Here is a 14,838-nt window from a genome sequence, read left to right on the forward strand (position 1 = left end):
TCTAAACCAAGGTTCAAAAAAATTGAAAAAGTCTTTAATTAGTTATGTGCTCCTGTTTTTAGCTCTTTTGTTGGGGAATAATACTTTTTTGTATGGCCAGCAAATTGAAGAGATAAAAATAACTGGTTCGTACCAAAATCAACCACTTGAGCAATTTTTGAATGACCTGGAAACCAATTATAGCTTACGGGTTTACTACAAAAAATCGTGGGTTGATAAAACTACCATTTCCAATCAGTTTGAAAATACGCCTTTATTGCAGGCGCTAAATAATGTATTTTATGATTCTGAACTGAGCTATGATTTCTTTCAGAATGATGGAATTGTTGTTTTCAGAAGGTCGGCTGATACCCGGTCGAAGTTTGATGATTACTCTCAAACGTTGGTGGTTGGCGATCCAATGAATTTAGGACGGTACAAAACAGCAAAGTTAAAAGGGCGTATCCTCGATGGAAAAGACGGTACTCCACTGGTTGGTGCCGTGGTTTATTGCAATAAGCTGCAAAAAGGCACAACATCTGATGCAAACGGAAGTTTTGAACTGGACTTGCCTACCGGAGATTTTAAATTAACGATCACCTACATTGGTTTCGAGGGCTCTGCAATAGATATTCGCCTGATAGAAGATGGCACAGCAGATTTTCGCTTGTTTGAAGAATCGCATAACATTGATGAGGTAACCGTACTGGGATCGGATGGTGATGTGCCACGCGCGCAAATGAGTATGGTGCAAATGACCGGGAAAGAGATTCAGCAATTACCTGCATTAATGGGCGAGGTTGATGTGTTAAAAGGGCTCACTATTTTGGCAGGGGTACAAACGGTAAGCGAACTGTCGTCGGGGTTTAACGTGCGTGGTGGAAACACCGACCAAAACCTTATTCTGGTAAATGGCAGCCCTGTATTTAATTCGTCGCACCTTTTTGGCTTTATGTCGCTTATTAATCCCGATGTTGTGGAGAATGTACGACTGTTTAAAGGCGGCATGCCGGCGCGTTACGGCGAGCGGGTGGCATCGGTAATGGAGGTCGATTTTAAAGAAGGGAATGACGAAACCATACGCTTTTATGGTGGAATTGGAATTATAAACTCGCGCCTCGCGCTTGACGGGCCACTAACAAAAAATAAAAAGTTTACCATTGCTGTTGGCGGCCGTAGTTCGTATACTGACTGGTTGTTACAGGAAATTCCTAATCTCGACCTGAATGAGGGAGTTACCCATTTTTATGATGTGTCGGGGAAACTTACTTATAAGTTCAATCAACACAACAAATTAAGTGTAATGGCTTATACCAGTTTCGATGAGTTTAGTACCAGTTCGCAATCGATAACCGAATACGGAAACCTGCTGGGCAACTTAAAATTGAACAACCGTTTTGGTGAAAAATTTTACGGTGAGCTGGATGCGGCTTACAGCCGTTACGATTACCGACTTTCCGACCTGGCCGACAATAAACCTTTTGAAGCTTATTATCTCGATAATCAGTTGCAGTACAGTTCTGTTGCCTATAACTTTAAATGGCACCCCAACGAGCGCCATAATTCCGAAGCCGGTTTTAAAGTTGTTTACAACGAAATCAGTCCCGGAGAAATTATTCCGAAACAGGATACAACGGTAATTGTTGGTCGTAAATTAGCAATGGAGAAAACACTGGACTGGTCGGTGTATGTAAGCGACGAATTTCAGGTTTTGCCAAACTTCTCGATAGTGGCCGGTTTGCGTTATAATCATTTTAGTAATATTGGCACTCCGGTTGTTTATTTGTACGATGAGGGTCAGCCTAAAGAACCCGGAACGGTGGTCGACTCGCTGCAGTTTGGCAAAAACGAGGCTTCTGCAACTTACGGAGGAATTGAGCCAAGGCTGGCAATGAACTACGATCTTGATATGAATACCTCGCTGAAGTTCAGTTATCAGCGCACACGACAAAATATTTTTCAGCTTAGTAATAATGCGGTAATCTCGCCGGCCGAAACATGGAAGGCAGCCGATTACCATTTAAAACCACTTATTTCCGATCAGGTGGCAGTTGGTGTTGAAAATAACTCCTTGTTATCACGTGTTGACCTTTCCGCCGAAGTGTACTACAAATACCTGCAAAATCTGATTGAGTATAAAAATGGTGCTCAGCTGATTATGAACGACCATGTTGAAACGGCACTTGTGCCTACAAAAGGTTATTCATATGGAATTGAGCTGAGTGCACGCAAAAATACCGGCCGCTTAACCGGTTATGCCAGCTACGTGTATTCACGAACAATGCGGAAAAATACCAGCGATTTTGGTGAAGAAAATTTGTGGAACGGCGATTATTATCCGTCGATTTACGATAAGCCACACGATTTTTCGCTTACGGCAACCTATAATATTAGTCGCAGGTGGCGTTTCTCCGGTAACTTTGTTATGGTTTCAGGAAGGCCAACCACTTTGCCCGAAATTAAATACAGATTTGCCGGCGAAGACCTGGTTTATTATTCCGATAGAAATAAATACCGCATGCCATCGTATCATCGATTGGATTTGTCGATCACTTTCGATCAAAACCTGCGAAAAAAACGGATGTGGAAAGGCAGCTGGACCTTGTCGGTATACAATGTTTACGGCCGCAATAATCCGTATTCGGTGTATTACAAAAAATCGGTGCCGGGCGAAAGCAATAATTACACGCGTTACTCGCTGTTTAAACTGTCGGTAATCGGTATTCCGGTACCTTCGCTAACGTATAATTTTAAGTTTTAATGAAGCGCATTGTAACATATAGTTTTATACTATTCATTCTGCTGGCAGGCTGTGAGGATGTTTACCGGCCTGAAATTGATGTGGTTGACAATGTTCTGGTAGCCGATGCACGAATAGCTGCCGACCAATCGGTTAATTACATTGATTTATACGAATCGGTAGCTTACTACGACAATGCAAGCACCGGCCCTGCTGTTACCGATGCTATCGTTCGGCTTATTGATAATAACGGTAGTGAACTGAAGCTGCCGCATTATTCCGGAGGCCGATACAGGTTAAATAGCCTTCTTAACCCGAATTTACAATATAAATTGAAAATTGAATACCGGGGAGAAGAATATGAATCGGCCTTTGAGGTTGTGCCCCAGAAACCATCGATTGACAGTGTTTATGGATTTGAGGAAGTTGAAATAAGACAGGAAAGCGGTGATAACGATGTTGATAACGTGGATCGGTTGGAAGGAGTTCGTTTGTATGCTGATATAACTCCCAATAACGAAAATCCTTATTGCCGGTTTACAACCCGCTTTGTTTTGCAATATAATTATGTAATTGATGTTCCCGGGCCTTTTGGCAGTACGATGCCTGAAACCGTGTATGGATGGAAATCCTCTTATCCGCAGAAGACATTTAATATTGCCGCACCACCTGAATATTCGGCTTCTAAAGAAATTAAAAAGCACCCCTTATACTTTTTAAAAAATAGAGTAAAATACAAAGATGATCATATTTTCTCGGGTTGGATTGTGATCCTGTATCAACACGGAATAACTAAAAGTGCTTACAACTATTACGATGATTTGAACAAGCAGCTTGAAGCCGGTGGAAAAATATTTGATCCCTTGTATGTGCAGGCACGAAGTAATTTGAGATGTACAACCAACAGTGATCAGAAGATACTCGGAAATTTTGAAATATCAGTGAATAGCGAAACAAGGTATTTTTTGCGATATATTTCTGAAACATCAGGATTTGCATTACATGAGATTGAGGAGCGTTACCACATCCCTTCATCAGGCGAACAAGTGAGTATTATGCCCGAATGGTGGGAGCATCCCTAAATAAAGAACCAATGAGCAGAGCATTCAAAATATTATTTCTTGTTGTAATGGTATGTGCCGGGTTAAAATCCATGGCGCAAACCACCGCCAACAGGGAACTTGTAGTTTTTACCGATCGCGATTTTTGTATTTCGGGAGATACGCTATGGTTAAAAGCATATGTACCAAAAGAGTTGCAACGATATGGTAATATTGTTCATTTGCAGCTGGAATCGCAAACCGGAAATTTAATTGCTTCGCGTGCCGTAAAATGCAACAATACACAAGCCGAAGGTTTTATTGCTGTACCCGATTCCCTGCAGACCGGATTGTATTTTGTGCATGCATTTTTTAATGCGCAACGTAGCAATGGCGTTCTGAAATGTACAGGCAGGTCGGTATACGTTTATAATCGTTTTGAGGAAGCCATTGAACGGTTACCGGTTGTGGAAGATAAAGCAGCCGTTGTTACACCGGAAAGTGCCGATAACCAGATCGATATAGATCTTGAGGATAAAAATTACCGCCGGCGTGATGAGGTAAAGGGGAGTATTAATACCGGAGATAACGAGTTTGTATACATGGTGGCAAGTGCGCGGATAATCGAACCTTTTTCTCATAAAAATTCCGGGTTTATGCGCTTTGGAATGAAAGACCGGAATACGGGTATTCCACCATTCCCTGAAGAAGACGGCGTATTGATAAGTGGTAGTCTTAGCAACCGGGAAACAGGTGATGCAGCCAACAGTCTGGTGTTGTTAACAGTAACCGGAAACGAAACATATTTTGATTATTATTATCCCGATTCAACAGGGCTGTTTCATTTCTTCCTGCCTGATGCAAGAGGTAATGCCAATCTAATTCTTCAGCCACTTGCTGTTGGCGATAAACAGTTTGATATTAAGCTGACCCCGAATTTTATGTCAGCCGTAGAACAACTAAAATTCGACTCCACTTTTGTAAATCCAAAGCAGGCTGAAATTATTGAGAACAGCATAAAAGGTACATTCTTTAATAAACTTTTCAGAGGTGTTTCAATCAGAAGTAAGGATGATTTCGAGATGCCAAATCCTTACGGAATGCCATTTTACGGTCAGCCCGATAATCATATAGTTCCCGAACTCTTTATTGATTTGCCCAATTTTAAGGAAATATCGCGCGAATTACTTATAGGGTTTCAGTACCGCGACAGAAACGATGAGGTTACTTTCAGAATGTTAGACTACGGACAGGATCGGTTTTTCGACACAGAGCCGCTACGCCTTATCAACGGAATTCCGGTGTTTAAAAATTCATTCTTTCAGGATTTACAATCTACTGACATTGCCTCCATCGATTTGGTAAAAAGTGAACGTATTTTTGGCGACCTTCGTTTTAAGGGCGTGCTAATGGTGTCGTTAAATGATAAATCGAATAGCTGGCTGGCGCAACAACCAAATGTTTTTCAGCTAAAAGTGCCGTGTATCGAATTTCCGAAACAGGCGAACTACAACCCGATCGCTGAGGGCAGAACACAACCCGACACCCGTTGGCAGTTTTTAAACGAAGTGGTTGACTCCAATGAAAAATGGCCATTTAGTTTTCAGCTATCTGATGTAAAAGGAGATTTGGAAATAAAAGTTGAGGCGATAACAAAATCGGGTAAACTCTACAGAACGTCAAAAATAATATCGGTACAATGAGCAGCTTAATAAAATATACAGGAGTGATTTTGGGAGTGCTGTTGGCTTTTGTTGTACAGGCTCAGGAGATGGGAATCGATACCTACGAACTGAATAGTGAATCCAATAATCTTCAGGGTAAAATGCTCGGCGAGGTTATTACGCTTGATGCTGAGGTTAATACCTATTTTTTGTATCCCGATGATTGGGTGCCGGGCTCGCTAAAATTTACAAACGGTAATGTATTCGACAACCTGCGAATACGTTACCAGGCATTTACCGATGAGCTGATTACCTATAATAAGAACGGACGGTTTTTATACCAGATAGAGAAAGAGTTGGTAGAAAGTTTTACGTTTCAGGATGGAAGCCAAAGTCGCAAATTTGTTCGCCTTACAAAAAACAACAACCAGCAGACCAATATGTATTTGGAAGAGCTGTATAAGGGAACTGTTAGTTTGATGGTTAACTGGTATATTTACGAACAATCGGTTAGTCCGTATAAGGATAAAAACGGCATAACACGCGCTGTTGAATACCACCTGCGCAAAGACTATTATTTATACACCGAACAGGATGGTTTAACTAAAATACGACTTAATAGAGCCGCTTTACTCTCCCGGTTTCCTGAAAATCAGAGGCAAATAAGAAAGCTCCTGCGTCAAAATAAATTGCACGTAAACAACGAATTCACAATGGTTAACGCCCTTCGGCTGTTAGCCGAAAACAATCTTACAGAATAAAAATTTCTGTTTAACGCAACCAAATCACAACGCATAACATCTTCATAAAAACAAAAAACATTATGAAGAAACTAATTGTGCTGCTGTGCATCTCGGCATTGTCGCTTTCCGTTTTTGCGCAATCCGAAAAAGGTCATGTCTACCTGAAAAACGGTTCCATAATAAAAGGAAAATACACGTATATAAACGACGGAAAACAATTGCAAATTGAATCGGCAGGAAATGTATGGATTTTCGATGCCGGTGAAGTGGATCACATCGCCTCAAAGCGTGACGTAAAAACAATGTTCGATGAAGAAACGGTAACGGATGTAAAATGGTTTTTCAGAACCGAAATGGGTGTTTTAGCCGGAAATTCGGATAACAGCCAGTCGGCGCCATTTTCCCTTACCGGATCGGCAAACTACCTGGTAGATCAGAATTTATCGGTAGGTCTTGGCTTTGGGGTTGAATTTCTGAAAGAGTCGTATATGCCCGTTTTCGCCAATTTCGAATACCGTTTTAAGAACCAATTATCGAGCCCCTATGTGTTTTTAAAAGCCGGTTACCAGGTTCCTATCGAAGACTCCAACGAAATTTATTACGATGTGTACCCCATCTGGAGCAGTTTTGCGCCCTGGCCGCAAGATATGGGGCAAAACGGTTTCGACTGCAAGGGTGGAGTGCTTATTAATCCCGGACTTGGATATCAGCAAATGCTTTCCAATGGTTTAGGGATAAACTTTGCCGTGGGCTACCAGTTTCACCGCCTGAATTATGATGGAGAAAACGACTATTCGCTCGACATCGACTACAACCGCGTAACCGTTAAAATCGGTATTATTTTCAACTAAAAAACCACAGAAAATGAGAACAATCAAAAATATATTCCTGCTACTGTTTATTGCGCTGACTTTTTCAGCGTGTATGGATGAGTACACCGAAGAGTTTACGGCCAATTCACCTGTTTACCTGTCGTATGAAGATTTGCGTGCCGCAGTTAAATCTGTCGACTCGCGCGAACTTGTAAACCCGGGTAAAATCTATTTTAAAGATGGTTACCTGTTTATTGTTGAGGAATTTGAAGGCGTGCATATTATCGACAATCAAAATCCGGCCGATCCGCAAAATGTGGGTTTTATCGAAATTCCCGGGAATGTGGATATTGCTATAAAAGAGGATATTCTATATGCCGATAGTTACATCGACCTGGTGGCCATCGATATTAGCGATATAAATAACCCCGCAGAAGTTGACCGTGTTGAGGATGTGTTGCCGTACACATTGCCACCTGCCAATGACGAGTACCGTTTTGCCGAAGTTGACGAAGAAAAAGGTGTGGTTACCGCTTGGGAAATTAAAAAGGTGCGTCAGGAAATGGAATACCATTATTACCCGATATATCGTTGGGGCTACGCCGAAGATGCTCTGTCTAATGCCGCGCCGAAATTGAGCAGCGCAGGAGGACAAAGTACATTTGGTGTTGGCGGGTCGATGGCGCGCTTTGGTTTGTACGACGATTATTTGTATGCGGTTGATGAAGCCAACCTTCATGTTTTTGATGTAAAAGTTCCTGGAAATCCATCGGAAATCGGGCAGCAAAACGTAGGTTGGAATGTCGAAACTATGTTTATATATGACAATCACATGTTTTTGGGAACACGATCGGGCATGCGTGTTTTTAATATCGAAGTGCCTACTTATCCCGTTTATGTAAGTGATTTTTGGCACGTTACCAGCTGCGATCCGGTAGTAATTGCCGATGGTTATGCTTACGTAACTTTGCGTGGCGGAACTACCTGCGGAAGCACGGTTAACCGGCTGGATGTAATACAGCTGGCCGATGATTATGTGGATAACGATTTAATTGCATCGTATCCGCTGCACGGCCCATACGGGCTGGGAATTGATGGCGATGTGCTTTTTGTATGTGATGGTGATGCCGGACTTAAAGTTTACGATGCTGAGGATAAAACTGCCATCGACGACCATATGATCTCGCATTTTACCAACATTAACACTTATGACGTGATTCCATTGGGCGGTTACCTCTTTATGATTGGCGACGATGGATTTTACCAGTATGATTATTCTGATTTGCAAAATATTACCCAGGTAAGTCACATCCCTGTATATCGCGAAGATTAACAGGTGAAGGTACCTTGGGTCCTCCAACTCTTTTAAGATATCTTAAGGCTCGGCAAACTGTCGGGCCTTTTTATTGTTATACCGTTTAAAGTAATTGATTGCGATTAATAGTCGGCCGATAGCTATGTGAAACCCAATAATGAACAACGTAAATTTATTGATGATTTTCAACTACAAATCGGTAATATTCAATCAGTAATCGAGTCAAAATTGTATTTTTGTTATTTGAAAAACTAAAGGAAGAATAGACGGATGAAGACGAAAATTTGGAGAAGATTTGTAGCACCTTTATTGGTGGTGATGAACATTGCAGTGGTAGTAGTTATTCTGGTGTCAGCGCAATCGGGAAAAACTGAAGTAATTGTGGAAAAGGAGGTCATGTACGAACCTGTTGAGTTACCTGACGCGGTTAGTTTTGCCGGAGAAAAAATGCCGCTCGAACGGTTTTATGTGAAAGAAGCACTCGACCGCGAACTGCTTTCCAACGCCTATTTCCATTCGCAAACCATTCGCTACATAAAATTGGTACCTCGTTATTTTCCTATTATCGAGCCCATCCTGAAAGAACACGGAATTCCTGATGATTTTAAATACCTGGCAGTAGCCGAAAGCGGTTTAGACCCGAGGGCCATTTCGCCTGCGCGGGCAGCCGGTTTCTGGCAATTAATGGAAGGTACAGCAAAAGATTACGGACTGGAGATAAACAGCGAAGTTGACGAGCGTTACCACATCGAAAAAGCAACACATGTTGCCTGCGAATACATAAAAAAAGCCTACGAAAAATTTGGAAACTGGACCATGGTTGCCGCAGCCTATAATCGCGGAATGACAGGGGTTAACCGTCAGGTTGTAAGGCAAAAAGAAGATGATTATTACGATTTGCTGATTACCACCGAAACAGCTCGTTATGTGTACCGAATTGTGGCCTTGAAGTTGATTCTCGAAAATCCGGAAAAGTATAAGTTTTTTATTCCCGAAGAGGATAAATACCAGATAATTCCAACAAAAAAAGTGGAGATTAAAGGCTCAGTTGCCAATTTTGCCGACTATGCAATTCAGCATGGAGTGAATTATAAAGTACTCAAAGATTTTAATCCGTGGTTACGGGAGAATGAACTCACTTATTCGGGAAGAAAAAGGTACTGGGTAGAAATTCCGGAATTGTAAAAGCAGATTACTAAAGTTACATCGGCCCAAACTTATATTGATTGTGATGCTGAATTGTTGGCAGCACGAAATTGCTTAAAATGACTAAAAAGAAAGTAGAAACAGATACCGAGGTGCAACTGGCTGAACTTGAATCGGAAGAGAAGATCATTATTCAGGGAGCCCGCGTGCACAACCTCCGCAATATTGATGTTACCATTCCGCGAAATAAACTAACCGTTATAACCGGATTGAGCGGAAGTGGGAAATCATCGCTGGCATTCGATACGATTTATGCCGAAGGGCAGCGTCGTTACATCGAAACATTTTCGGCTTATGCGCGCTCATTTCTCGGAAACATGGAACGCCCTGATGTGGATAAAATCACCGGTTTAAGTCCGGTAATTTCCATCGAACAAAAGGTAACCACCCGAAATCCGCGCTCAACAGTTGGAACGGTAACCGAGATCTACGACTTTTTGCGTTTGTTGTTTGCCCGCGCCGGCGAGGCATTTTCGTACAACACCGGCGAAAAAATGGTGAAGTACACCGAAGAAAAGATCATTAACCTGATTAAAAGTGATTTTGCCGGGAAACGTATCAATATTCTGGCACCGGTGGTAAAAGGCCGTAAAGGGCATTATCGTGAATTGTTTGAGCAAATCCGCCGGAAAGGATTCCTTACTGCGCGTATCGATGGAGAATTGACCGAACTGATGCACAACCATAAAGTGGATCGTTACAAAAATCACTTTATCGAGATTCTGATCGACAAACTGGTGGTTGACGAAGCCAGTACAAAACGCCTGAAAGACAGTGTGCAGACGGCCATGAAACATGGCCATGGAATTCTGATGATCCTTGATCACGATACCAACGAAGCTAAATATTACAGCCGTTTGTTGATGTGTCCGACAACCGGAATTTCATACAACGAACCGGCTCCGCATAACTTTTCTTTCAACTCGCCGCAAGGTGCTTGTCCAAAGTGTAACGGACTTGGCCGCGTAACCGAGATCGATTTGGATAAGATTATGCCCGAGAAAGACAAAAGCATTAACAAAGGTGGAATCGCGCCGCTTGGCCCTTATAAAAACACGCTCATTTTCTGGCAGATCGAAGCGCTTGGAGAGAAACACGGTTTCACGCTAAAAACGCCGGTAAAAGATATTCCCGAAGAAGGGCTGAACGAAGTTTTATTCGGCACCAACGACCGCATTCAGCTAAAAAATACGCCGCTCGGTAATAGTCTGAACTACATGATGAGTTACGACGGGGTGATAAAATACATCGACAATCAGCGCGAGGAGAGTACATCGAAAACGGCGCAGAAATGGGCCAATCAGTTTGTAAAAACCATTGAGTGCCCTGAGTGTAAAGGCATGCGACTGAAAAATGAATCGTTGCATTTTAAAATCGATGGAAAAAACATTTCGGAACTGGCAAAAATGGATCTCGACGAACTGGGCGAGTGGCTCAATGGTTTGGAAGAACGTATTTCAGAACGCCAGTTAAAAATTGGCGCTGAGGTGATCAAAGAAATCCGCGATCGTCTTGGTTTTATGCTGGGCGTGGGTTTGAATTACCTGGCACTTGATCGCACTGCACAAAGTCTTTCGGGGGGAGAATCGCAACGTATTCGTTTGGCTACACAAATTGGCTCGCAGCTGGTAAACGTGCTTTATATTTTGGATGAGCCAAGTATCGGGTTGCACCACCGCGATAACCTGAAGCTGATTCAGGCGCTTGAGCAATTGCGCGACTCGGGTAACTCTGTAATTGTGGTGGAACACGACCGCGATACGATGTTACATGCCGATCACCTGATTGATATGGGGCCACATGCCGGTCGCCACGGAGGAGAGGTTGTGGCCGCCGGAACACCGCAGGAAGTGCTGAAATCAAAATCACTCACTGCTGATTATCTCAACGACAGAAGACAAATTGAGGTGCCGGCCGTGCGCAGAAACGGGAAATCGGATATTTTAAAAATCACAGGTTGTACGGGTAATAACCTGAATAACGTAACGCTCGAAATTCCGCTGGGTAAATTTATCTGTGTTACAGGTGTTTCCGGTTCGGGAAAATCAACGCTGATAAACGAAACACTACAGCCTATTTTAAGCCAGCATTTTTATAAATCATTAAAAGATCCGCTGCCCTACAAAAAGGTGGAAGGACTGGAACTGATCGATAAAGTTATTCGTGTCGACCAGTCGCCGATTGGACGCACACCGCGCTCGAACCCGGTTACCTATACCAATGTTTTTGGCGATATCAGAAGTTTGTTTGCCCAATTACCTGAGGCCAAAATCCGTGGTTATAAACCCGGTCGCTTTTCATTTAACGTAAAAGGCGGACGCTGCGAAGAATGTCAGGGTGGAGGCTTGAAACTTATTGAAATGAACTTCCTGCCCGATGTGTATGTGCATTGCGATAAATGTAATGGCAAACGCTACAATCGCGAAACACTTGAAGTGCGCTACAAGGGAAAATCCATCAGCGATGTGCTGGATATGACCATCAACCAGGGAGTGGAGTTTTTCGAGCATATCCCATCCATAGCCACTAAGCTGAGTACTTTGCAGGATGTTGGTTTGGGCTACATCACGCTGGGGCAGTCGTCAACTACGCTTTCGGGTGGTGAATCGCAACGGGTAAAACTGGCTGCCGAGCTGGCCAAACGCGACACCGGGAAAACCATTTATATTCTGGATGAACCTACAACAGGTTTGCATTTCGAGGATGTACGTGTACTGCTCGAGGTGCTGAACAAGTTGGTGGAAAAAGGAAACACCGTAATAGTTATCGAGCACAATATGGATGTTATAAAGGTTGCCGATCACATTATCGATATTGGTCCGGAAGGCGGAAAACACGGAGGAAAAGTGCTTTGCACCGGAACACCTGAAGAGGTTTGCAAAAACAAAAAATCGCACACCGCTAAATACCTGAAACAAGAGTTGGGATTGTAAAATTTATTAGAGACAACCCAATCCTTGAAGAATCATAAATTTTAGAGGTTGGTTTTAATTGGCTATAATCATAGGTTTCAAGGGGTATTGTAGCTTTTCATTGGACTTTGTGTGATGGATAATTTATGTTGCTTTTGTCTTCATGCCAGACGGGCAGTTCCTTTTCCAGTCGATGAAAAGGAACCAAAAATCTTGTCAAAAAATAACCTTTGCGTTTTTTCAATGCAACGAATTAGCCCGACTGACGGATTTTTGACGAGCCCGCATAAAATTTGCCCTATAGTCCGCCTTCGAGAAAAAGCGTTAAGAAAATAAATGGAAAGAACGTAAAGAAATCAAGTTTGTTTGACGCTCGTTAGACCTGAAGCATGAAGGTCTAAAAGGAGGAGTTTCTTGATTTTAGTGCAAGGAATTTATTTTTAGTTTTTTATCGTCAGCGGTGGCTTTTTTGAATACTTTTTCAGCTATAGGAAAAAGTATTTCCCGTCCGGAAGGACAATTGAGAAAAGTTGTTTATAAAACTGAACGTTGTAGGTACTCCATACCTGAAAAACTTGGGTCACTACTGTAATTGCTCATCGCATTTTCATACTTTTACCTGAAGAAACAGATGACAGTTACTATGAAAGACATTGAAATTTATTGCCGAAATACACATACATCCCATACTTATCCTATGGGTACCTCATTGCTCGAAATCAGTAATGACCTGAATATAAAACTACAAAACCAGGTTTGCGGTGCTATTGTAAACCACCAGGTTAAGGAATTGTCGTTTTGTGTGGTAAAACCCAAGCACATCGAGTTTATCGACTTTTCACATCCCGACGGAATGAGAATGTACATCAGGAGTTTGATTTTTGTGTTGTATGCCGCCGTTAAAGAGGTTTTTCCGCATGTCGCATTTAAAGTGCAAAATGGCATAAGTAACGGCTATTTTTGCGAATTGCAGGGACTGGAACGCGAAATTTCCGAATCTGATATTTTTTCCATAAAACAGGAAATGAATGCGCTTATCGAGGCCGATATACCTTTTGTAAAGAAAGGTATTATTACATCGCACGCCGTTGATTTACTGGCAAAACAAGGGCTGGAAGATAAGGCTCAGTTATTCGAGCAGCAGGGGCGTATGTACTCGTACCTTTATTTTCTGAACGATCTTGGCGATTATTTCTATGGTAACCTGTTGCCCTCAACCGGATACATTTCGAATTATGGACTGGTGCCGTATTTTGATGGTTTATTGTTGCAGGTGCCCCGGCGAAAACATTTCAAAAAGCTGCATAAAGTCGTATACAACGATAAACTGTTCGAGATTTTCCAGGAGCAAAAAGACTGGGCCGAAATTCTGAACGTTTCCACCATTGGCAGTTTAAACGATTTTGCGCTTCAGAACCGAAGTGGCGATATCATAAAAATATCGGAAGCACTGCACGAGAAAAAGATTGCGGAGATTGCCAACCAGATATCGGCACGCGGAAACGGAACCAAGGTGGTGCTTGTTGCCGGACCGTCGGCATCGGGGAAAACCACATTTAGCAAACGTCTTGGCGTGCAGCTGGCAGTAAACGGTATGCGCCCGTACCAGGTGTCGCTCGACGATTATTTTGTTGATCGCGAACATACCCCGAAAGATGAAAATGGCGAATACGATTTTGAAGCGCTCGAAGCCATCGATATAGAGTTCTTTAACCACCAGCTGATCGAACTTTTTGAAGGCAAGGAAGTACGCTTGCCGAGGTTCGATTTTCATAGTGGCAAACGTATGCAAAATGGCAAAACGCTGAAACTCGAAAAAGATGATATTCTGATTGTCGAAGGTATTCACGGAATGAATCCCGGCCTGCTGACCGATGTGGCGGAACAGAACACCTTTAAGATTTTTATTTCGGCACTTACCCAGATTTCGGTGGATGAACATACGCATATTTCTACAGCTGATAACCGTTTGCTGCGCCGTATGATTCGCGACAGCCGATACCGCGGCTACCGTGCTGCCGATACGATTAAACGTTGGCCATCGGTGCGTAAAGGTGAGGAGAAAAATATTTTTCCTTACCAGGAAAATGCCGATATAATGTTTAACTCGGCAACCATTTATGAGCTGGCCGTTTTGAAAAAATATGCCGAGCCGATATTAAAATTGGTGCTCGAGAATCAGCCGGAGTACATGGAATCTACGCGTTTACTGGAATTCCTGTCGTACTTTAAACCCATCAGCGATGTGGAAATCCCGCCAACTTCGCTATTGCGCGAGTTTTTAGGGGGAAGTAGTTTTGCGTATTAAATTGGAGTTTAAAGCTTAATTCTGGAATTATTTTTTGCACCGTTCTTTAGAGCGGTGGTTAAGCACAGAGTAAGTAGCTGTAATTTTTTAGGATTTTTGTATCATGAAGTATACAAAAA

At 42.5% G+C, this 14,838-nt stretch carries 9 protein-coding genes; all 9 read left to right on the forward strand.

Annotated features, from left to right (window positions below; genetic code table 11):
- The first annotated feature begins 22 nt into the window (after positions 1 to 22).
- The 9 genes from LH29_RS05415 (at position 23) to LH29_RS05455 (ending at position 14,719) form a co-directional block, all read left to right on the forward strand.
- A complete protein-coding gene (locus LH29_RS05415; RefSeq protein WP_157493575.1) occupies positions 23 to 2,740 on the forward strand; it encodes a TonB-dependent receptor in 2,718 nt (905 codons plus the stop codon).
- Positions 2,740 to 3,801, forward strand: a complete 1,062-nt coding sequence (locus LH29_RS05420; protein WP_045026501.1) for a DUF4249 domain-containing protein — start codon at positions 2,740 to 2,742, stop codon at positions 3,799 to 3,801. The genes LH29_RS05415 and LH29_RS05420 overlap by 1 nt, the downstream gene beginning before the upstream one ends.
- 11 nt (positions 3,802 to 3,812) lie before the next feature.
- Complete coding sequence (locus LH29_RS05425; RefSeq protein WP_157493576.1) at positions 3,813 to 5,462, forward strand: hypothetical protein; 1,650 nt, start codon at positions 3,813 to 3,815, stop codon at positions 5,460 to 5,462.
- Entirely contained in the window at positions 5,459 to 6,184 is a 726-nt protein-coding gene (locus tag LH29_RS05430) for a hypothetical protein (protein WP_045026507.1), read from the forward strand. The genes LH29_RS05425 and LH29_RS05430 overlap by 4 nt, the downstream gene beginning before the upstream one ends.
- A gap of 62 nt (positions 6,185 to 6,246) precedes the next feature.
- Complete coding sequence (locus LH29_RS05435) at positions 6,247 to 7,017, forward strand: outer membrane beta-barrel protein (protein WP_045026510.1); 771 nt, start codon at positions 6,247 to 6,249, stop codon at positions 7,015 to 7,017.
- Between the two features lie 13 nt (positions 7,018 to 7,030).
- A complete protein-coding gene (locus LH29_RS05440; protein WP_045026512.1) occupies positions 7,031 to 8,311 on the forward strand; it encodes an LVIVD repeat-containing protein in 1,281 nt (426 codons plus the stop codon).
- 252 nt (positions 8,312 to 8,563) lie between these two features.
- On the forward strand, positions 8,564 to 9,478 hold the full coding sequence (locus LH29_RS05445; protein ID WP_045026515.1) for a lytic transglycosylase domain-containing protein: 915 nt from the start codon (positions 8,564 to 8,566) through the stop codon (positions 9,476 to 9,478).
- A gap of 80 nt (positions 9,479 to 9,558) precedes the next feature.
- Positions 9,559 to 12,432, forward strand: a complete 2,874-nt coding sequence (uvrA, locus tag LH29_RS05450) for an excinuclease ABC subunit UvrA (protein ID WP_045026518.1) — start codon at positions 9,559 to 9,561, stop codon at positions 12,430 to 12,432.
- A gap of 622 nt (positions 12,433 to 13,054) precedes the next feature.
- Positions 13,055 to 14,719, forward strand: coding sequence for a nucleoside kinase (locus tag LH29_RS05455; RefSeq protein ID WP_045026521.1), 1,665 nt, complete (start codon positions 13,055 to 13,057; stop codon positions 14,717 to 14,719).
- The last annotated feature ends 119 nt before the right edge of the window (positions 14,720 to 14,838 follow it).

The organism is Draconibacterium sediminis, assembly GCF_000949475.1.
GTDB classification, from domain to species: Bacteria; Bacteroidota; Bacteroidia; order Bacteroidales; family Prolixibacteraceae; genus Draconibacterium; species Draconibacterium sediminis.